Origin of the sequence: Burkholderia lata, assembly GCF_000012945.1 — a bacterium.
Classification (GTDB): Bacteria; Pseudomonadota; Gammaproteobacteria; order Burkholderiales; family Burkholderiaceae; genus Burkholderia; species Burkholderia lata.
Window position 1 is genome coordinate 1,607,903 of sequence record NC_007511.1, and the last position, 18,180, is coordinate 1,626,082.

Annotated in this window: 19 protein-coding genes; 16 read left to right on the forward strand and 3 right to left on the reverse strand. The window is 66.5% G+C overall.

Translation table 11 applies throughout. The features are described from left to right. Positions 1 to 8: 8 nt before the first annotated feature. Genes BCEP18194_RS29855 through BCEP18194_RS29880 form a run of 6 tightly spaced genes read left to right on the forward strand, consistent with a single transcriptional unit; the run spans position 9 to position 5,477 of the window. Entirely contained in the window at positions 9 to 1,070 is a 1,062-nt protein-coding gene (locus tag BCEP18194_RS29855) for a ferredoxin--NADP reductase (protein WP_011355020.1), read from the forward strand. A gap of 39 nt (positions 1,071 to 1,109) precedes the next feature. After that, positions 1,110 to 2,696 carry a FadD3 family acyl-CoA ligase gene (locus BCEP18194_RS29860; RefSeq protein ID WP_011355021.1) on the forward strand — a complete coding sequence of 529 codons (1,587 nt, stop codon included), beginning with the start codon at positions 1,110 to 1,112 and terminating at the stop codon, positions 2,694 to 2,696. 32 nt (positions 2,697 to 2,728) lie between these two features. Then, positions 2,729 to 3,502, forward strand: a complete 774-nt coding sequence (locus tag BCEP18194_RS29865; RefSeq protein ID WP_011355022.1) for an SDR family NAD(P)-dependent oxidoreductase — start codon at positions 2,729 to 2,731, stop codon at positions 3,500 to 3,502. Between the two features lie 60 nt (positions 3,503 to 3,562). After that, entirely contained in the window at positions 3,563 to 4,306 is a 744-nt protein-coding gene (locus BCEP18194_RS29870; protein ID WP_011355023.1) for a GntR family transcriptional regulator, read from the forward strand. A gap of 14 nt (positions 4,307 to 4,320) precedes the next feature. Then, positions 4,321 to 5,172, forward strand: a complete 852-nt coding sequence (locus tag BCEP18194_RS29875) for a sulfite exporter TauE/SafE family protein (protein ID WP_011355024.1) — start codon at positions 4,321 to 4,323, stop codon at positions 5,170 to 5,172. Further along, a complete protein-coding gene (locus BCEP18194_RS29880; RefSeq protein WP_011355025.1) occupies positions 5,169 to 5,477 on the forward strand; it encodes a DUF1634 domain-containing protein in 309 nt (102 codons plus the stop codon). Before BCEP18194_RS29875 ends, BCEP18194_RS29880 begins: the two co-directional genes overlap by 4 nt. A 69-nt stretch (positions 5,478 to 5,546) precedes the next feature. Here BCEP18194_RS29880 and BCEP18194_RS29885 read toward each other — a convergent pair whose 3' ends face one another. After that, positions 5,547 to 6,434: a LysR family transcriptional regulator gene (locus BCEP18194_RS29885; RefSeq protein ID WP_011355026.1), complete on the reverse strand. Its 888-nt coding sequence runs from the start codon at positions 6,432 to 6,434 to the stop codon at positions 5,547 to 5,549. Between the two features lie 108 nt (positions 6,435 to 6,542). Here BCEP18194_RS29885 and BCEP18194_RS29890 point away from each other — a divergent pair, with 108 nt between their 5' ends. The 4 genes from BCEP18194_RS29890 (at position 6,543) to BCEP18194_RS29905 (ending at position 11,597) form a co-directional block, all read left to right on the forward strand. Beyond that, positions 6,543 to 8,126 (forward strand): metal-dependent amidase/aminoacylase/carboxypeptidase, encoded by a 1,584-nt coding sequence (locus BCEP18194_RS29890; RefSeq protein WP_011355027.1) that lies wholly within the window; start codon positions 6,543 to 6,545, stop codon positions 8,124 to 8,126. 89 nt (positions 8,127 to 8,215) lie between these two features. Further along, positions 8,216 to 9,658: a purine-cytosine permease family protein gene (locus BCEP18194_RS29895; RefSeq protein ID WP_011355028.1), complete on the forward strand. Its 1,443-nt coding sequence runs from the start codon at positions 8,216 to 8,218 to the stop codon at positions 9,656 to 9,658. Positions 9,659 to 10,287: 629 nt separating this feature from the next. Beyond that, positions 10,288 to 10,965, forward strand: coding sequence for a hypothetical protein (locus BCEP18194_RS29900; protein ID WP_011355030.1), 678 nt, complete (start codon positions 10,288 to 10,290; stop codon positions 10,963 to 10,965). A 395-nt stretch (positions 10,966 to 11,360) separates the two neighbouring features. Further along, complete coding sequence (locus BCEP18194_RS29905; protein WP_039351245.1) at positions 11,361 to 11,597, forward strand: FitA-like ribbon-helix-helix domain-containing protein; 237 nt, start codon at positions 11,361 to 11,363, stop codon at positions 11,595 to 11,597. A gap of 42 nt (positions 11,598 to 11,639) precedes the next feature. On the opposite strand, the gene BCEP18194_RS29910 is transcribed toward BCEP18194_RS29905, so the two are convergent. Then, positions 11,640 to 11,858 carry a hypothetical protein gene (locus tag BCEP18194_RS29910; protein ID WP_011355032.1) on the reverse strand — a complete coding sequence of 73 codons (219 nt, stop codon included), beginning with the start codon at positions 11,856 to 11,858 and terminating at the stop codon, positions 11,640 to 11,642. A gap of 361 nt (positions 11,859 to 12,219) precedes the next feature. Then, positions 12,220 to 12,603: a hypothetical protein gene (locus tag BCEP18194_RS40360; RefSeq protein WP_011355033.1), complete on the reverse strand. Its 384-nt coding sequence runs from the start codon at positions 12,601 to 12,603 to the stop codon at positions 12,220 to 12,222. Positions 12,604 to 12,994: 391 nt separating this feature from the next. Here BCEP18194_RS40360 and BCEP18194_RS29915 point away from each other — a divergent pair, with 391 nt between their 5' ends. From BCEP18194_RS29915 to BCEP18194_RS29940, 6 genes are all read left to right on the forward strand, one after another. After that, complete coding sequence (locus BCEP18194_RS29915) at positions 12,995 to 13,348, forward strand: type II toxin-antitoxin system VapC family toxin (RefSeq protein WP_011355034.1); 354 nt, start codon at positions 12,995 to 12,997, stop codon at positions 13,346 to 13,348. 199 nt (positions 13,349 to 13,547) lie between these two features. Further along, entirely contained in the window at positions 13,548 to 14,444 is an 897-nt protein-coding gene (locus BCEP18194_RS29920) for a VOC family protein (RefSeq protein WP_011355035.1), read from the forward strand. 9 nt (positions 14,445 to 14,453) lie between these two features. Then, the gene (locus tag BCEP18194_RS29925) at positions 14,454 to 15,347 is read left to right on the forward strand and encodes a CoA transferase subunit A (RefSeq protein ID WP_011355036.1); all 894 of its coding nucleotides are present in this window, start codon (positions 14,454 to 14,456) and stop codon (positions 15,345 to 15,347) included. Positions 15,348 to 15,357: 10 nt separating this feature from the next. Continuing rightward, positions 15,358 to 16,155: an acyl CoA--acetate/3-ketoacid CoA transferase subunit beta gene (locus tag BCEP18194_RS29930; RefSeq protein WP_011355037.1), complete on the forward strand. Its 798-nt coding sequence runs from the start codon at positions 15,358 to 15,360 to the stop codon at positions 16,153 to 16,155. An 8-nt stretch (positions 16,156 to 16,163) separates the two neighbouring features. Beyond that, positions 16,164 to 17,090: an enoyl-CoA hydratase gene (locus tag BCEP18194_RS29935; RefSeq protein ID WP_011355038.1), complete on the forward strand. Its 927-nt coding sequence runs from the start codon at positions 16,164 to 16,166 to the stop codon at positions 17,088 to 17,090. Beyond that, on the forward strand, positions 17,087 to 18,175 hold the full coding sequence (locus tag BCEP18194_RS29940; RefSeq protein WP_011355039.1) for an NAD(P)H-dependent flavin oxidoreductase: 1,089 nt from the start codon (positions 17,087 to 17,089) through the stop codon (positions 18,173 to 18,175). Before BCEP18194_RS29935 ends, BCEP18194_RS29940 begins: the two co-directional genes overlap by 4 nt. Positions 18,176 to 18,180 lie beyond the last annotated feature (5 nt).

Sequence of the window (18,180 nt, forward strand, 5' to 3'; positions counted from 1 at the left end):
AGCCGGCCATGAGCGATTCGCGCTTCCATCGGCTGACCGTTGCCGAAGTGATTGCCGAAAGCGACGACGCGTGCTCGTTCGTGTTCGACGTGCCGGCCGCGTTGCGCGACGCCTTCGCGTACCGGCCCGGTCAGTTCCTGACGCTGAACGTGCCGTGCGCGGACGCGACCGTCGCGCGCTGCTACTCGCTGTCGAGCGCGCCCGGCATCGACGCCGCGCCGAAGATCACCGTCAAGCGTGTACGCGACGGCCGTGCGTCGAACTGGCTGTGCGACCGCGTGAAGGCGGGCGACGCGCTCGACGTGTTGCCGCCGGCAGGCGTGTTCACGCCGCGCACGCTCGACGGCGACCTGCTGCTGTTCGCGGGCGGCAGCGGCATCACGCCGGTGCTGTCGATCCTGAAATCGGCCCTCGTGCACGGGCGCGGGATGCTGACGCTGATCTATGCGAACCGCGACGAACGCTCGGTGATTTTCCGCGCCGAACTGCAGCAGCTTGCGCAGCGCCATCCGGGCCGCGTGCGCGTGATCCACTGGCTCGACAGCGTGCAGGGCATCCCGCAACAGCGCCATCTCGAGGAACTCGCGCGGCCGTTCAGCCAGCAGGAGACGTTCATCTGCGGGCCCGCGCTGTTCATGGAGAACGCGCTGGCCGCGATGCTCGGCCTCGGGCTGCCGCGGGCGCGGGTACATGTCGAGCGGTTCGCATCGCTGCCCGATGCACCGGCACAGGCACCGGCGGCGTCGGATACGACGGCATCAAGCGTCGCAGCGGCGGCTTCGGCATCCGGCGACGGCGCGGCGATCGAGACGGTGCTCGACGGCGACGCGTTCGCGTTCGACAGTGCTCCCGGCGAAACGCTGCTCGACGCGATGCTGCGCGCGGGCGTGCCGGCGCCGAATTCCTGCCGGATGGGGCAATGCGGCGCGTGCATGTGCCGGATCGAGCGCGGCGAGGTCGCGCTCGACAGCAACCACGTGCTCGATGAAGACGAGATCGCGGCCGGCTGGACGCTCGCCTGTTGTGCGCGGCCCGCGAGCGATGCGCTGCGCGTGGTGTTTCCCGACTGAGCCGTCGCGCGCCGGCGGCGCGCACGGCCACCCTGATCTATGACGATGGACAACGAAATCCTGACCACGCCCGCGCTGATCGCGCGGGCAGCCGCGCGCCACGGCGCGCATCCGGCGATCGAGTCGGAGCATGGCCGGCTGACCTACGCGGAACTCGACGCGGCCCGCCTCGATGCGGCCCGCGCGCTGCTCGCGAGTGGCATCGCGGCCGGCGACCGCATCGCGGTGTGGGCGCCGAACCTGCCGCAATGGATCGTCGCGGCGCTGGCGATCCACACCGTCGGCGCGATCCTCGTGCCGGTCAATACGCGGATGAAGGGGATGGAGGTGGGCGGCATCCTGCACGACGGCGGCGCGCGGCTGCTGTTCTGCTGCGGCACCTTCCTCGGCGAATCCTATCCGGCGATGCTCGCGCCGCACCGGCCCGCGACGCTCGAGCGCGTCGTCGTGTTCGACGGTGAGCCGCCTTCAGGCGCGTACGACGAAACCTGGAGCGCGTTCCTCGCGCGCGGCGCCGAGGTACCGCTGGTCGCGGTGCGCGAACGCGAGGCACAGGTGACGCCCGACACCGTGATGGACCTGATGTTCACGTCCGGCACGACGGGCCGCCCGAAGGGCGTGATGACCGCGCACGGCCAGAACCTGCGCGCTGCGCAGGCATGGGCGGCAATCGCAGGCGTGCGGCCCGACGACCGCTACCTGATCGTCAATCCGTTTTTCCACACGTTCGGCTACAAGGCCGGCTGGCTCGCCGCGCTGTCGAGCGGCGCGACCGTGCTGCCGCATCTCGTGTTCCAGCCGGCCGACGTGCTGCGCCGCGTCGCCGACGATCGCGTCTCGGTGCTGCCCGGCCCGCCGACGCTGTACTACGCGCTGCTCGACGCGCCCGATCGCGCGACGCGCGACCTGTCGTCGCTGCGGATCGCGGTGACGGGCGCGGCGGCGATCGCGCCGAGCCTGATCGAGCGGATGCGCGCGGAGCTCGGCTTCGAGACGGTGCTGACCGGCTACGGGCTGACCGAATCGTGCGGCTTCGCGACGCTGTGCCGGCAAGGCGACGATGCGGAGACGGTCGCCTATACGTCGGGCCGGCCGATGCCGGATGTCGAGCTGCGCATCGCGGGGCCGGGCGGTGAACCACTCGGGCCGGACGAGACCGGCGAGATCTGGGTGCGCGGCTACAACGTGATGCGCGGCTACTTCAACCAGCCGGACGCGACGCGCGAGACCGTCGACGCCGATGGCTGGCTGCATACGGGCGATCTCGGCTGCGTCGATGCGAACGGCAACCTGAAGATCACCGATCGCATCAAGGACATGTTCATCGTCGGCGGCTTCAACTGCTATCCGGCCGAGATCGAACGGCTGCTTGCAGCGCATCCTGCGATTGCGCAGGTGGCGCTGGTCGGCGTGCCCGATACGCGGCTCGGGGAGGTCGGGCACGCGTATGTCGTGCTGCGGCCGGGCGCGCAAGCGGACGCCGACGAACTGAACGACTGGGCGCGCCGCAACATGGCGAACTACAAGGTGCCGCGGCATTTCACGTTCGTCGAACAACTGCCGACGAGCGCGGCCGGCAAGGTGCTGAAGTACCGCCTGCGGGCGGGGACCGAGGCGGCGGCCTGAGCGCCGCCGCGACACACGAACGGGATGAACGCATGAACGACAACGGATTTCCGCAGGGCGCGGTGCTGGTGTTCGGCGGCAGCGGCGGGATCGGGCAGGGCGTCGCGCTCGAGTTTGCGCGGGCCGGCGTGCCGGTCGCGGTGGGCTACCGCAGCAAGGCCGACGTGGCTGAACGCGTCGCACGCGACATTCGCGGCGAAGGCGTCGCGGCCACCACGCACTGCGTGGACGTGACCGATCCCGCCCAGGTCGACGCCGCGCTCGCGGCCGCGGTCGGCGCGCATGGCCGCGTGCATACGGTCGTCTGGGCGGCCGGGCCGTTCGTGAACCAGCGTCATATCGGCGACATGACGCACGACGACTGGCGCCGCGCGATCGAGGTCGAGACGGTCGGCTTCTTCGTGGCGGCGAAGGCGGCGTTGCCGCACTTCCGCGCGTCGGGCGGCGGATCGTTCGTGACGCTCGGGTCGGCCGGGCACCTGCGCTGGCCCGACCGCGACGGGCTGTCGGTCGCGCCGAAGGCGGCGAACGAGGCGCTGGTCAAGGGGCTGGCACGCGAGGAGGGGCGTTACGACATTCGCGCGAATTCGATCCTGGTCGGCGTGATCGAGGCCGGAATGTTTCCGGTGCTGCTCGAACAGGGGCAGTTCGACCAGGCGTGGATCGACGAGACGCAGAAGATGCTTGCGCTCAAGCGCTGGGGAAAGGCGCACGACGTCGGGCGGGCGGCGGTGTTCCTGGCGTCGGACCGGGCCAATTACATCACCGGGCAGCAGTTGAATGTGTCGGGCGGGTACGGGTTGTAGCCGTCCCGCGGCACAATCAGCGGATTTGACATCATGACGTCGTGACGTCATGATGTCTTAATGAACTCCGACTTCGGCAACGCGCCGCTCTATACGAAGGTCGAGGCCGCTCTGGCCCTCGAAATCTCGACGTCCGACCTGCCGCCGGGCAGCCAGCTTCCTCCCGAGGAGCGCCTGATCGAGCGGTTCGGAGTCAGCCGGACGACCGTGCGCAAGGCGATCGAAAACCTCGTCGCGCGCGGCCTCGTCGAAATCCGGCGCGGGAAAGGCACGTTCGTCGCCGAACCGAAGATCACGCAGGAACTGACCGAGCTGACCGGCTTCGTCGAGGACATGCACGCGCTCGGGCGTACGCCGACGGCGCGGCTCGTCGATCGTCAGGTCGTCGAAGCCGGCGCCGACGTCGCGCGGCAGCTCGCGCTGCCGCCGGGCACCGCGGTCATGCGCATTCGCCGCGTGCGCCTGGCCGACGGCGTCGCGGTCTCCTTCGACGAAACCTACCTGCCGCGCGAGCTCGGCGAGAAGATCGTCGCGCACGATCTGGAGGCCGAGCCGATTTTCTCGTTGCTCGAGGAGCGCTACGACGTGCCGCTCGTCGACGCCGAGTACCGGCTCGAAGCCGTCGCGGCGCCGCCCGAGGTTGCGCAGGCGCTCGCGATCGCGCCCGGCAGCCCGGTCTTCCTGATCGAACGGACGTCGCATACGCACGCGCACCAGCCCGTGGATTTCGAAAAGCTCTATTACCGCGGCGACCTCATCCGCTTCGTCACGCGCCTGAGCCGGCGCGCGGGCGAGCGTTCGTAACGGGGCGGGCCGGCATGCAGGCGCTTTGGCTGTTCGTCGCCGCGTTCGGCGCCAGTGCGCTCGGCGGCGTGCTCGGGATGGCGAGCGGCATCTTCGTCGTGCCGCTGCTCACGCTGCTGTTCGGCGTGAGCATCCAGACGGCGATCGGCGCGAGCATCGTGTCGGTGATCGCCTGCTCGTGCAGCGGCGCGGCATCGTTCCTGAAGGGGCGGCTCGTCAATGTCCGGCTCGCGATCGTGCTCGAAACGGCCACCACGTTCGGCGCGCTCGCGGGCGTGCTGTTGATCGGCCGTGTGCCGACTTCGTTCCTGTACGCGTTGTTCGCGGTCATCCTCGTCGTGTCCGCGAAGCAGATGCTGGCGCGGCGTCACGAAGCGCCCGCCGATGGGCCGCCCGATGCCGCGAGCTGGGCAAGCACTCTCCGTCTGCATGCGAGCTTTCCCGATCCGGCATCCGGCCGGGAGATCGGCTATCAGGTCGGGCGGGTGCCGTTCGGCATGGCGCTGATGGTTGGCGCCGGCCTGATTTCCGCGCTGCTCGGCATCGGCTCCGGCGTGCTGAAGATTCCCGCGATGGACACCGCGCTGCGGTTGCCGATCAAGGTGTCGTCGGCCACGTCGAATTTCATGATCGGCGTGACGGCCGCGGCGAGTGCGGGCGCCTATTTCGCGCGCGGCGACATCGACATCCGTCTTGCCGGCCCGATCGCGCTCGGCTCGGTGATCGGCGCGATCGTCGGCGCGCGGTTGCTGATCCGCTTGCCGGCCGACAAGCTGCGGGTCTTTTTCGTCGTCGTGCTGCTGTTGCTCGCGATCGACATGCTCCTGAGTGCGCTGGGTGTTCATGCGCCGGGCGGGGCGGGATGACGCGCATCGTCGATGGCGTCGAGCGCCGCGATCGGGCAGTCGCGCTGCTGCTGCGGGTTGGCACGGTGTGCGCGTGCGGGCTGATCGCGGTCGGGATGCTGCTGGGGGCGGGCGGCAGCGCATTCGCACCGGCCGGTCATGCGTTCGCAAAAGCCGGTGTCGCGCTGTTCATCCTGCTGCCGGTTGCGCGCGTCGCCTTGCTGCTGGGGCTGTTCGTGCGCGAGCGGGACCGGACGTATGCGCTGCTGTCGCTGCTCGTGCTGGCGATCATCGCGGCCGGCGTGGTCGTCGGTGTGCGCGGGTAAGCGGCAGGCGCTCGCGTCAGGACAGTACTTCTTCTACGGAATGGATCGGGCGGCGCCGCGCCGCTCGCGTCATCGCAGCGCGAACAGGGTTCGCAATTTCCCCAGATCTGCATTCAGCCACGCGATGACGTCCGTCTGCCGGCTGCGCAGGCTCCACAGCAAATCGACCGCCTTCAGGAATGCGGAGCGCTGATATTCGTGCGGCAGCACGTACAGCTCGCCATTGCCTTCGTCTGCGAGCAGGTGCTCGGGGATGAACGCCCAGCCGAGGCCCTTCTTCACGAGGTCGACAAGCTGCGCCTGGTTCTCGATGTGCCACATGATCTCGGTGTATCGCCCGAACACCGAGCCGCTCTCCGCATCGCGATCGGCCGCGCGCAACTGGCGCACCTGTGCGAGATCGCGATTGCTGACGGCCTTCAGCGCAGCGAGCGGATGGCTGCGCGCCGCGACCGGCACGAACTGCACGTGGCCGAGCGTCGTCGCGCCGAATTCGACCGGCGTCGCTTCGACCGTTGCCGCGATGCAGATGTCGAGCGCGCCGTGCTTCAGCAGCGCGGCTGCGTCGGCACTGTTCGGCTGCAGCAGTTCGAGCTGAAGCTCCGGGAAGCGTTGCTCGAGTTCCAGGCACAGCAGATGGACGGCCGTCTGCGGCAGGATCGGATCGATGCCGAGCCGCAGCCGGTGCCCGCGCCCGCCCGCCAGGCTGTACGCCTTGCGTTCGAGCGTTGCCGCCGCGTTCAGCGTGGCCTGCGCGAAGCCGAGCAGCACCTCGCCCTCGGCCGTCAGTGACACTTGATGAAGATCCCGATCGAACAGGCGGACGCCGAGGTCGGCCTCGAGATTGGCGAGCGCCGTGCTCACCGTCGATTGCGCCTTGCCGAGCCGCCGCGCGGCGGCCGACAAACCGCCGTGCTTGGCGATCGCGATGAAGATCGCGAGATGATCGAGGGTCATGTTGGTTATCGATAAATTCGATTACGGTCAATTATGCCATTCGATAGGCCGGCCGTAGGATGGCGTCGCGAAAAGCGATTCGAACGATTCGACAACCAAGGAGACGAGATGCGCGCAACCCAGCGTTCGGTATTCGACTGGATCGACAGCCACACGACCGAGCTGTCCGACTGGCACCAGGTGATCTGGCATTTCGCGGAACCGGCGTTCCGCGAGTACAAGTCCAGCGCCTGGTATGTGGAACAACTCCGGGCAGCCGGCTTCGACGTCGAGGCAGGCAGTGGCGGCATGCCCACCGCGTTCGTCGCGACGTTCCGGCAGGGCGAAGGCCCGACGGTCGCGACCTACGCCGAATACGACGCGGTGCCCGGCAACTGCCAGGCCGCGTCGACGCGGCGCGAGCCGCGTGGCCACCTGTCGCGCTTTGCACCTGGCCACACGGATCCGCATTCGGCGCTCGGCATCAGCGCACTCGGCGGCCTGCTGGCCGCGAAGGATGCGATGGTGCGCCACGGGCTGCAGGGCACGCTGAAGTTCTTCGGCGAGCCGGCGGAGAAGCTGCGCGCGTCGAAGCCGATCCACGCGGCAAAGGGCTATTACGACGGCCTCGACGCGGCGGTCAGCTTCCATCCGACCTACCTGCTGCCGCTGTGCAATACGACGGTGTGGGATACGCACTGTGGCGTCGGCTACAACTACATCTACACGTTCACTTGCGACGATCCCGAATACTGGATCGCGTCGGACAAGCTGAGCCCGATTCCGCAGAATCATCTGGCTGCGCGCGCACCGGGCGCGAACGACGCGCTGATCCATTTCTACCAGCTCAACGAAGGGCTGCGCCGCTCGATGCTGCCGGCCACCGGGCTGTGGAGCTTCAACGAGGCCATCCTCGTCGCGGGGCAGGCGACCGCCGACAACCTGCCGCCGCACATCGCGCAGATCAACTTCATGGTGCGCACCGATTCGGTCGAGCAGGCCGAAACCATCAGCGCAATCATGGACCAGAATGCCGAGGCCGCAGCGCAGGCAACCCACTGCAAATGGAAGAAGACGTGGGTCAGCAAGTCGCGCGGCGGCCTGCCGAACCATGCGCTCGCACGGGCGACCTACGCGAACCTGGAACGCGCCGGCGCGCCGCGCTGGAACGGCGATGCAATCGGCATCGCACAGGAAATCCAGCGCAACCTCGGCATCGACGCGATGGCCGAGCCGTTCCTGCCGGTGACCGAGCAACTGATCGATCCGGAGGACTGCGAAGCCGCATTGCGCAAGCAGATGCCGTCCTGGCAGAAGTACATGACCTCCGACGACTACACCGAGTACACGTGGCACTGCCCGACGGTGCGGCTCTATGTGGCCCGGCCGATGCTGAAGGCGCCGCCGGGTTTCGTGTATCCGGACTGGGTGGCCAACGCGCTCGGCGGCATCCGCGAGACGATCGACCCGATGATCGTCAGTGCGTCGAAGACGATCGGCGCGACGCTCGTCGACCTGCTCGAGGACCGCGACCTGCTGCGTGCGGCGCAGGCCGAATTCGCGCAGCGCACGGAGGGCGGCGTGGGCGGGCGCGCATGGGAAGCCCCGATGCTCGAGGCGGATTTCCGCGTGCCGCACCAGTATCGCTGGCCCGAGTACGTGACGACCGTGCGCGGCGAGGAATGGACCATCCCGTACCGCGACGACGAGTAACGCGCCACCCGATCCGTCAACGCATTCATTCGAACGATTCCAATGACCCGATCGGCCGCGCGCAACGCGGCCGTCGCAGGAGACAAGACATGGAACATGTCGCCCAGGCATCGCATCCGTCGGCCATCGAAGGCCGCTCGATCGACTATGTGCCGAAACACGAACGGAGTGCGAAGCTCCGTCACCAGGGACCGTTCTGGTTCGTCGGCAATTTTCACTTCCTGACCGTTTCGATCGGCTTCGTCGGCCCCGCGATGGGGCTGTCGGCCGGCTGGACGACGCTCGCCGGTGCGCTCGGCATCATGTTCGGCACGGTGTTCATGGCGTTTCACGGCTCGCAGGGGCCCGAGATGGGACTGCCGCAGATGATCCAGTCGCGCGCGCAGTTCGGCTATCGCGGCGTCGTGCTCGCGCTGGTGGCCGCGTTGTTCGTGTTCTTCGGCATCAACGTCGTGAACGTCGCGCTGATCGTCGAAGGCGTGCACAACATTCTCGGCTACGACTCGAAGCCGGTCGGCCTCGTCGCGATCGCGATCGGCGCGCTGCTGGCGATCTACGGGCACGACGCGATGCACCGCGCGTTCAAGTGGTCGCTGTATGCGACGCTGCCCGTCTACGTGATCGTGACCGTGCTGGCGATGACGCACGCGGGCGGCGGCGCGGCGGGCACGCCGATGCCGAACCTCGGCTTCAACTGGGTCGCGTTCCTCACGCAGTTCGCGGTATCGGCCAGCTACAACATCGGCTACGCGCCGTACGTGTCGGACTACACGCGCTACCTGCCGGCCGATACGAGGCGCAAGCCGCTGATCGCGGCGGTGTTCGTCGGCGCATCGCTGTCCGGTGCATGGATGATCGCGCTCGGTGCGTCGCTCGCGCAGTCGCTGTCCGCGACGAACGTGCTGTCCGCGATCTATGGGCTCGGCAATGCGGCCGCGCCCGGGTTCGGCGCGCTGCTCGTGACCGTGGCCGTCGTCGGGTTCGTGCCGATCATCGCGCTGAACACGTACAGCGCGACGCTGACCGTGCTGACGGGCGTCGATTGTCTGCAGCCGATGACCCCAGGCCGCCGTGCGCGCGTGACGACGATCGTCGCCATCAGCGTGCTGCTGGCTGCCTGCATCCTGTTGCTGAAGGGCGGCGGCCTGAACCTGCTGAACCTGTTCCTGACGACGCTGCTGTACTTCCTCGTGCCCTGGACGGCGGTGAACCTGGTCGACTACTTCTTCGTCCGCAAGGGGCATTACGTGATCCCGCATTTCTTCCGCCCCGATGGCATCTACGGTTCCTGGCAGGCGACCGGGATCGCCGCGTACCTGATCGGCTTCGCCGTGATGATTCCGTTCTTCAGCATCTTCGATCCGTCCACCGGCAAGGCGGTGTTCGTCGGCTTCATCGCGCAGCGGCTGCACGAGATCGACATTGCGTGGCTCGTCGGGTTGATCGTGTCGGGCGGCGTGTACTACCGGTTGTCCCGCAAGCTCGATCTCGAAGCGGAGAGAGCGCTGGTCCGCGCGCACGAGTCGGTTTGAGCGGTTGGCCGGGCAGCACCCGCCGGCATCCGTATTCACCCTGCATTGCCACGCGCGATCGCGCATCGGCCTCGCGCCCGACGGGCGCGAGGTCACATCCTTGCAACGTATTCGTCGATGTATTGCGCCGCACGCCCGTGACGGCAACGACGACACGCAGGCGCTGACGGCCGTCCCGCCTCGTTCGACACGCATTGCGGAACCGATGTGCGACACGTCGGATCTCGTGTTTCGGCCTGGTCTGCCGAATAACGATGCGTACCTGAAACATTTCCTCCGATGACACGCCGCGTGACTGCTCACGTTCGGCGATGACGCTTGCCCCGCTTCGGTTTGCGCCGCATGGCACGCGCTTTGCGGTTGACGCCGTGCCGCCGGTGCAAACGAAACACGCAACAACGATGAACGCATCGGCGGCACGCAACGACATCGAAACAAACGGGGAATCGGATCGGGGCGTGGGCGCTGCCAGCAGCGGCGTACCTGCCGCGCATGTCGTATCGGTCATGCGCACGGGGCAACGCGTTCCCGATCCGTCGAACAGCAAGCGTGCTTGCGAGGTGTCGTGCCGGGGGGCGCATTACGCAGGGCGGCGCAGGCCGCATGCGTTGGGGAGGCGCGCCCGGCACATGTCGGGGGAGGCGCCCGTGAAAATGACGGTGAACCAATGGGCAGCGGTTGCGGTGATGTGTGCCGCGAGCGCGCACGCGCAGGAGATCTACCTGCAGGGTGGTACGCAGGGCGTCGGCATCGGCGCGGCCGTGAGCTTCAATTCGATGCTGGGCGCGCATGCGGACTTCAATGCGATCGATCTTTCGCATGACTTCACGGTGGCCGGCAATCGCTATCAGGACGACCTGAAGCTGCGCCAGGGCGGCTTGTACGCGGACATCTTTCCGTGGCGAGGCAGCGGCTTCCGGGCGACGCTCGGCCTGCGCTTCAACGACGACGATCTCCGCGGCGTATCGGTGCCGACCAACGGCACCTATGTGTTCGGCGGCAAGCACTATCCGGCGATGCCGGGGATGTACGCGGTGGCGGAAGCGCGCTATCCGACCGTGATGCCGTACTTCGGGATCGGCTACGGGCATCGGCCGGCGTCGAAGGGGCTGGGATTCGTTGCCGATCTCGGCGTGGCGTACGGGATACCGAAATGCTCGTACACGCTGTCGCCGGAACTGGCAGCCGCGGCCGGGCCGGCGAAGAGCCAGATCCTGGCCTCGAGCGGGCTGGATTCGCTGCGGCAGGTGATGTCGCGTTATCGGTGGTACCCGGTTTTGCAGATCGGGATTTCGTATCGGTTCTGAGTGGTGCGGCTGGCGTCGCGTGTGTTCGGGAGCGCGACGCCGGCATCGCCGATACGCGCGTGGCAACGGGTGTTGGCACGACCGCCGACTGACGACCGACGCGAGCACCGTGCGCGGAGACGGTGAATGCCGCCGCTTCGCTGCGGTTTGCGTGCGCCTCCACAACAGGTGGTGAATGGCCGTTCGGCCGTCTTTCCCGCTGCTCCGATCCGGCTTACCTTGCAGACAGCAATTCGACCCGTCGGGCGAGCGGCGCATGTCGAGACAATTCATGCGGCCCGTTGCCGTTCGCCGACGCCAATCATCGTCCTCCTTCCGTCGATGGCGATGATCGCAATGATTGCAATTCGCCCTCGTGGCGCTAACGTTGATATCAAACCCGGATGGAGGAACTCATGGCAAATCTACTGGTGCGTAACGTGGATGACAGTATCGTTCAGAGCTTGCGCGAGCAGGCTGCGGCAAATGGCAGGAGTGCCGAGGCCGAACATCGGGCCATCCTGGCCGATGCGCTCGGCCGGCCGAAGCGAAAGACATTCGCGCAAGTGCTGATGAGCATGCCCGATGTTGGCGACGACGCGGATTTTCAACGTGTTCAGGATTCCGGCGAGGCCAGGCGTGTATTTGATTGAAACATTCGATCGTCCGGAAACCCTTGTCGCACAAGGGAGTGTTCAGAATCTGTTCAGAATTCGATAAGAACCCACCTTCACCCGAATAGGTTCGATTCCTCGAGCATCTGCGTAGGTTTCGGCCGACATGTCCGACATGTGGCCGAGCAAAGCCTTCGTATCGACGTTTCCCTGCTTGTCGTACAGCCGCTTGGAGAGGCTCCGGATCTCGTGGAACGACGGTGCGTTCTCATCCGGGATCAGGAAACCTTCGATGCTCATCTCAATGAGGTTGTCACTCCGATCGTCGCGAGCTACAACGCGGTCAACGACTACGTGAATGACTGCCGGGCCCCTCCGGAAAATCACCCGGAGGGGTGTAATGGTGTCTAGCCGAGGGAGGAATCACGTTCATGGCTCGACCGCGATGATCAAAGCATACCTGCGTAGTATCAGGAGTTACCCGGGCTTGTAAGCGTGGACGACGTCAATGACCGATGGAGCAGCTAAGTTGCGGCAGACTGCTCATCGGCCAGTCAGCAATGACGTTCGACGTCGCCCACACTTTGATAACGGCAATACTCTACAGAACTGGTGCAGCTACGGGTGAATTGGCGGTTTGGCGCGATATCGAGTCCGACTTTCAGGGACCGGTTACGGTCCAGGCAAATGTCGGATGGCCGACGTTGTCACCACTAATCGTCGGGCTGCCGACGTTAAAAAATCCCGCAGTGTTGCCCACCACCGATCCAGACCCATAATTGGCGGCGCCGACGGGATTGTGCCAGTCGAGCTGAACGTTGGTTGCGTCCGGGCATCTCTTGTACACAGTGTCGAGTATGTCAAAGCGAGCCGACCCGCTTAGGTCCCCGCTGTCGAGTGAGTTGGTGAATATGAGAGTATCGTTCGGCCGAAGATAGGCGGGCGGATAATCTCCCGACCAGTAATCACCGCTCCCGCTTAATGAATGGAGGACGAGTATGTATTGTGTATTGTTCGTAAGTTGAATGGTGTTTGACTTGCTCATTTAAGTGCCCTTTTAAAGATATGTAAAGGGCTGCTGTTTTGTTGGCAAGCCCCGAGGGCATTAAAACCTGTGAGCGAGTGGCGTGGAACTGGTAGAGTTGACAGTAAATTTGATCATTATAATGGTCGAAATATATTTCTGAGAGTCACTGGTTTGTGTTGGCGAAGTAGGGTGATCTGGGTTTGAAATATTGACTTGCAAAATGAGAGTATTCGGATTTTCTGAAATAAATCCAATCATCGTTTCATCTTGTCAGGCAAAGTGAAGCCAACGTCGAGGGTGTGAACGCCATGAACAATCGATGCCAGGACGATTTATGGTCTAGCGCGTTGAACTATAAATATTGTTGTGCAATGAGTGCGGCCTACGTTTTAGGCTTTGCTTTTGTTGCATGCTCGTGAGTGGCAGGGTGTTCTACTCGTTCGCGAGCCCGCTTTACCTGTCCGTCGTGACGGTTGCTGAACTTCGCCGCGGCGTCGATCTGATCCGTCATCGCGGCGATCATCCCCAGGCGTCGGCGCTCGAGGCCTGGATGGCGACGATCCTGTCCGGCTATGCGCCGAACATCTTGCCGGTCGACATCGAGATCAGCCAGATGTGGGGGCATTTGCGCGTGCCCGACCCGACGCACGAAATCGACAAGCTGATCGCGGCCACCGCGCTGATCAACGATCTCACCGTCGTCACGCGCAACGTTGCGGATTTCGCCCGCACCGGCGTCCGGCTGCTGAACCCGTTCGACTGATCTGGGTTGCCGCGCTGCGGCAATCCACACCTGCTCCCCATCTCTTCCCGTCCGCATAGCCCGTTCCGCCGGGCTTGCGCGCGCGCCCGCGCCGCTCCAATTCCCCGCCGCCTCTCGTCCCAACAGACGATGTAACGCCACCCCCGAGCGGCCAGAATCCTTTCACGAACAACGGATTCTGAACCAGGAGGAGGCCGACATGATCGATGTCCGTGCGCTTGGCTATGTCGTCGTCGAGGCGACGCGCGTCGATGCGTGGCGCCGCTACGCGGAAGACGTGCTGGGCATGCAGGCGCTCGACGCGCCCGACGGCGCGCTGTACCTGAAGATGGACGAGCGCGATTTCCGCTATGTGATCGTCCCCGGCTCGACCGACCGCTATTTCGCGTCGGGCTGGGAACTGCCCGACGGCGCCGCGTTCGACGCCGCGCTTGCTGCGCTGCAGCGTGCGGGCGTCGAGCCGGTGCGTGCCACCCGCGACGAAGCTGCGCTGCGCCGCGTGCAGGCGATGGCGTGGTGCACCGACCCGTCCGGCAACCGCCACGAACTGTACTGGGGCGCGCGCTGCGACTTCCGCCGCTTCGTGTCGCCGCTGGGTGTCTCGCACTTCGTCACCGGCGACATGGGGCTCGGCCACGCGGTGCTGCCCGCGCCGCAGTTCGATGCGACCGACGCGTTCGTGCGCGGCGTGCTCGGCTTCGAGCTGTCCGACATCTATCGCGTGAAGTTCACGCCCGATCCGGCGGAACCGGAGAAGCGCATCCACTTCATGCACTGCCGCAACGCGCGCCATCACAGCCTCGCGCTGTTCGAGATGGCCGTGCCGTCGGGCTGCGTGCACGTGATGGCGGAAGTCGACTCGATGGACGAAGTGGGGCGCGCGCTCGATCGCGTGGCCACGCACGACGTGAAGATGTCCGCGACGCTCGGCCGCCACTGCAACGACCAGATGATCTCTTTCTACATGAAGACCCCCGGCGGCTTCGATCTCGAATACGGCTTCGGCGGCCTCACGGTCGACTGGTCGAAGCACGCGGTGTTCGAGGCCACGAAGGTGAGCCAGTGGGGCCACGATTTCAGCATCGGATACCGGTAAGCCAGCACGATGACGATGAAACCTCTCGACAAGACGATGTCCGCGCGCGACGTGGTCGCGCAACTCGCCGACGGCATGACGATCGGCATCGGCGGATGGGGGCCGCGGCGCAAGCCGATGGCACTGGTGCGCGAGATCGCGCGCTCGAACCTGAAGGACCTGACGATCGTCGCGTACGGCGGCGCCGATGTCGGCCTGCTGTGTGCGGCGGACAAGGTGCGCAAGGTGGTGTTCGGCTTCGTGTCGCTCGACGTGATTCCGCTCGAACCGCATTTCCGCCGCGCCCGTGAGCAGGGCCGCGTCGACGTGCTCGAGCTCGACGAAGGGATGCTGCAGCTCGGCCTGCGCGCGGCCGCCGCGCGACTGCCGTTCCTGCCGACCCGCGCCGGGCTCGGCACCGCGCTGCTCGATCACGCGCCGCAACTGCGCACCGTGCAATCGCCGTACGACGACGGCGAGACGCTGCTCGCGATGCCCGCGATCGAGCTCGACGTCGCACTGCTGCACGTGAATGCGGCCGACCGGATGGGCAACACGCGCATCGACGGCCCCGATCCGTTCTTCGACGCGTGGATGGCACGTGCCGCACAGCGTTGCTACGTGTCGGCGGAAACGGTCGACGCATCGCTCGCGAGCGAAGACCTCGATGCCGCCAAACGCAATCCGTTCGAGCGCTCGCTCGTCAGCGGTGTCGTCCATGCGCCGGGCGGTGCACACCCGACGTCGTGCGGGCCGGCTTACGGCTGGGACCTGCCGCACCTGCGCGCGTACTGCGCCAGCGCGGAAGACGACGCGAAAACGACGGCGTACCTGCGCGACGTGGTCGGCCAGGACGAACGCCAGTACCTCGAAGGCGTCGGCGGGCTGTCGCACGTGACGACGCTGCCGTTGCCGATTCTGTAAAGGAGCGCCTGTGAGCGAATCTCTCGACCATTCCCTCGCGGAACTGATGATCGTCGCGTCCGCGCGACTCTGGCGCGACGACGGCGAAGTGCTGGCGACCGGCATCGGCACGGGCCCGCGGCTCGCGGCCGGCCTCGCGCGGCTCGCGTACAACAACGGGCTGATGCTGACCGACGGCGAAGCGTATCTCGTCGAGGAGCCGGTGCCGCTTGGGCCGCGCCCCGACGGCTATCGCGTGAAGGCGAGCGGCTGGATGACCTACGAGCGCGTGTTCGACTGCCTGTGGCACGGCCGCCGCCATGCGCTCGTGATGCCGACGCAGATCGACCGGTTCGGCCAGGCCAACATCTCGTGGCTCGGCGACGACTACACGCGCCCGAAAACCCAGCTGCTCGGCGCACGCGGCTTCCCCGGCAACACGACGAATCACGCGAACTCGTTCTTCGTCAGCGGCCACGGCAAGCGCACGTTCGTCGAGAACGAAGTCGACATGGTGTGCACGGTCGGCTACAACCCCGCGCGCCGGTTGCCCGGGATGAAGACCTTCGTCGACCTGCGCAGCATCGTCACCGACCTGTGCGTGATGGATTTCGGCGGGCCCGACCACGCGATCCGCGTGCGTTCGCTGCATCCGGGCGTGAGCTTCGACGAGGTGCAGGACGCGACGGGCTTCCCGCTGATCGCCGCACCCGACCTCGGCACGACGGCTCCGCCGAACGCGGAAGACCTGCGCATCGTCCGATCGCTCGATCCGCACAACCTGCGCGCGACGATCGTGCGCAACAATCCGGCGCCGCGCCGGGGATGAGGTCCGATATGGAAGCGACCCAGGTGACCTTCGGCGACGGTGTCGTCGACTACGCGGTCGAGGATGGCATCGCGACGATCACGATGAACCGTCCCGAGTATCACAACGCGCAGAACTCGAAAATGACGTATGCGCTCGACGCGGCATTCCGGCGCGCAGCGCACGACGACGCGGTGAAGGCGATCGTGCTCGCGGGCGCCGGCAAGCATTTCTCGGCAGGCCACGACATCGGCACGCCGGGCCGCGACATCCACGAGTCGTTCGACCGCGCGTCGCTGTGGTACGACCACGTCGACAAGGAAGGCGGCGAATTCCTCTATGCACGCGAGCAGGAGGTGTACCTCGGGATGTGCCGGCGCTGGCGCGATTTGCCGAAGCCGACGATCGCGATGGTGCAGGGCGCGTGCATCGCCGGCGGGCTGATGCTCGCGTGGGTGTGCGACCTGATCGTCGCGTCCGAGGATGCGTTCTTCGCCGATCCGGTCGTGCGGATGGGGATTCCGGGCGTCGAGTATTTCGCGCATGCGTACGAGCTGAATCCGCGCATCGCGAAGGAATTCCTGTTCCTCGGCGAGCGGATGCCGGCCGAGCGTGCGTACCAGATGGGGATGGTCAACCGCGTGGTGCCGCGCGAGCGGCTGCGCGACGCGACCTACGCGATTGCCGCGAAGATCGCGACGATGCCGCGCCTCGGGCTCACGCTGACCAAGCAGGCGCTGAATCACGTCGAGGAACTGCAAGGCAAGCGCGCGGCGATGGATGCGGCGTTCGCATGGCATCACTTTGCGCATGCGCACAACGAGCTGGTGAGCGGCGACCGCCTCGGCGGCTACGACGCGCGCAGCATGGCCAGCTCGCAGCGCCAGCCGAACGGCGCAGACCGTAGCGACGCGCAGGCACCTGCACCGGTTGCCGTCAACGGAGCCGCCGCATGAGCACGACGCTGCATACGCCGTTGTGCGACCTGCTCGGCTGTCGTTACCCGATCGTGCAGACCGCGATGGGCTGGGTGGCCGATGCACGGCTCGTCGCGGCCACCAGCAACGCCGGCGGCTTCGGCTTCCTGGCCGGCGCGACGCTCGAACCGGAGCAGGTCGAGGCCGAGATCCTGAAAGTGAAGTCGCTGACGGACCAGCCGTTCGGCATCAATTTCCACATGTTCCAGAAGAACGCGCAGCAGGTCGTCGAGTTGGCGATTAAGCACAGGCTGCGCGCGGTGAGCTACGGCCGCGGGCCCGATGCGAAGACGATCCGCCGTTTTAAGGATGCCGGCATCGTCTGCATGCCGACGGTCGGCGCGCCGAAGCATGCGGCGAAAGCGGTCGAACTCGGCGCGGACATCGTCACCGTACAGGGCGCGGAAGGCGGCGGCCACACGGGCTCGGTGCCGACCACGCTGCTGTTGCCGAAGGTGCTGGACGCGGTGCGCGTGCCGGTGGTCGCGGCCGGCGGCTTCTTCGACGGGCGCGGGCTGGCTGCCGCGCTCGCGTACGGCGCGGCCGGCATCGCGATGGGCACGCGCTTCCTGATGAGCGCCGAATCGCCGGTGCCGCGCGAGACGCTCGAGCGCTACGTCGCGGTCGGCGACCCGGCGCGCATCCGCGTATCGGACGCACTCGACGGGCTGCCGCAACGGATGATCGACAACCCGTACCTGCTGAAGCTCGAAAGTTTCGGCCCGCTGCGCCGCACGTGGTTCGCATTGAAGACCGCCGAAGCATGGCGCCGCCAGAACGGCCTGAGCACGGGCGACATGCTCGGCCTCGCGATCAAGGCGCTGCGCTCGCACGACTACACCGCGAGCCAGACGCTGATGGCCGCGAACGCGCCGTTCCTGATCCAGCGCGCGATCGTCGAGGGCCGCCCGGATGAAGGCGTGCTGCCGAGCGGCCAGGCGGCCGCGATGATCGGCGCGATCGAAACGTGCGACGCGTTGATCGCGCGGATCGTCGCGGAAGCCGGCGAGCGACTCGACGCACTGGCCGCGCTGCGCGGCGCGCCGGCCGCACAGGCCGCGTGAACACA

Bases quoted from the DNA above. Each gene is read 5' to 3' on its own strand.
- BCEP18194_RS29860 (WP_011355021.1), top strand. From the start codon at position 1,110: ATGACGATGGACAACGAAATCCTGACCACGCCCGCGCTGATCGCGCGG.
- BCEP18194_RS29875 (WP_011355024.1), top strand. From the start codon at position 4,321: ATGCAGGCGCTTTGGCTGTTCGTCGCCGCGTTCGGCGCCAGTGCGCTC.
- BCEP18194_RS29910 (WP_011355032.1), bottom strand. From the start codon at position 11,858: ATGAGCATCGAAGGTTTCCTGATCCCGGATGAGAACGCACCGTCGTTC.
- BCEP18194_RS29900 (WP_011355030.1), top strand. From the start codon at position 10,288: ATGTCGGGGGAGGCGCCCGTGAAAATGACGGTGAACCAATGGGCAGCG.
- BCEP18194_RS40360 (WP_011355033.1), bottom strand. From the start codon at position 12,603: ATGAGCAAGTCAAACACCATTCAACTTACGAACAATACACAATACATA.
- BCEP18194_RS29865 (WP_011355022.1), top strand. From the start codon at position 2,729: ATGAACGACAACGGATTTCCGCAGGGCGCGGTGCTGGTGTTCGGCGGC.
- BCEP18194_RS29870 (WP_011355023.1), top strand. From the start codon at position 3,563: ATGAACTCCGACTTCGGCAACGCGCCGCTCTATACGAAGGTCGAGGCC.
- BCEP18194_RS29925 (WP_011355036.1), top strand. From the start codon at position 14,454: ATGACGATGAAACCTCTCGACAAGACGATGTCCGCGCGCGACGTGGTC.
- BCEP18194_RS29920 (WP_011355035.1), top strand. From the start codon at position 13,548: ATGATCGATGTCCGTGCGCTTGGCTATGTCGTCGTCGAGGCGACGCGC.
- BCEP18194_RS29885 (WP_011355026.1), bottom strand. From the start codon at position 6,434: ATGACCCTCGATCATCTCGCGATCTTCATCGCGATCGCCAAGCACGGC.
- BCEP18194_RS29880 (WP_011355025.1), top strand. From the start codon at position 5,169: ATGACGCGCATCGTCGATGGCGTCGAGCGCCGCGATCGGGCAGTCGCG.
- BCEP18194_RS29905 (WP_039351245.1), top strand. From the start codon at position 11,361: ATGGCAAATCTACTGGTGCGTAACGTGGATGACAGTATCGTTCAGAGC.
- BCEP18194_RS29935 (WP_011355038.1), top strand. From the start codon at position 16,164: ATGGAAGCGACCCAGGTGACCTTCGGCGACGGTGTCGTCGACTACGCG.
- BCEP18194_RS29895 (WP_011355028.1), top strand. From the start codon at position 8,216: ATGGAACATGTCGCCCAGGCATCGCATCCGTCGGCCATCGAAGGCCGC.
- BCEP18194_RS29855 (WP_011355020.1), top strand. From the start codon at position 9: ATGAGCGATTCGCGCTTCCATCGGCTGACCGTTGCCGAAGTGATTGCC.
- BCEP18194_RS29940 (WP_011355039.1), top strand. From the start codon at position 17,087: ATGAGCACGACGCTGCATACGCCGTTGTGCGACCTGCTCGGCTGTCGT.
- BCEP18194_RS29915 (WP_011355034.1), top strand. From the start codon at position 12,995: ATGCTCGTGAGTGGCAGGGTGTTCTACTCGTTCGCGAGCCCGCTTTAC.
- BCEP18194_RS29890 (WP_011355027.1), top strand. From the start codon at position 6,543: ATGCGCGCAACCCAGCGTTCGGTATTCGACTGGATCGACAGCCACACG.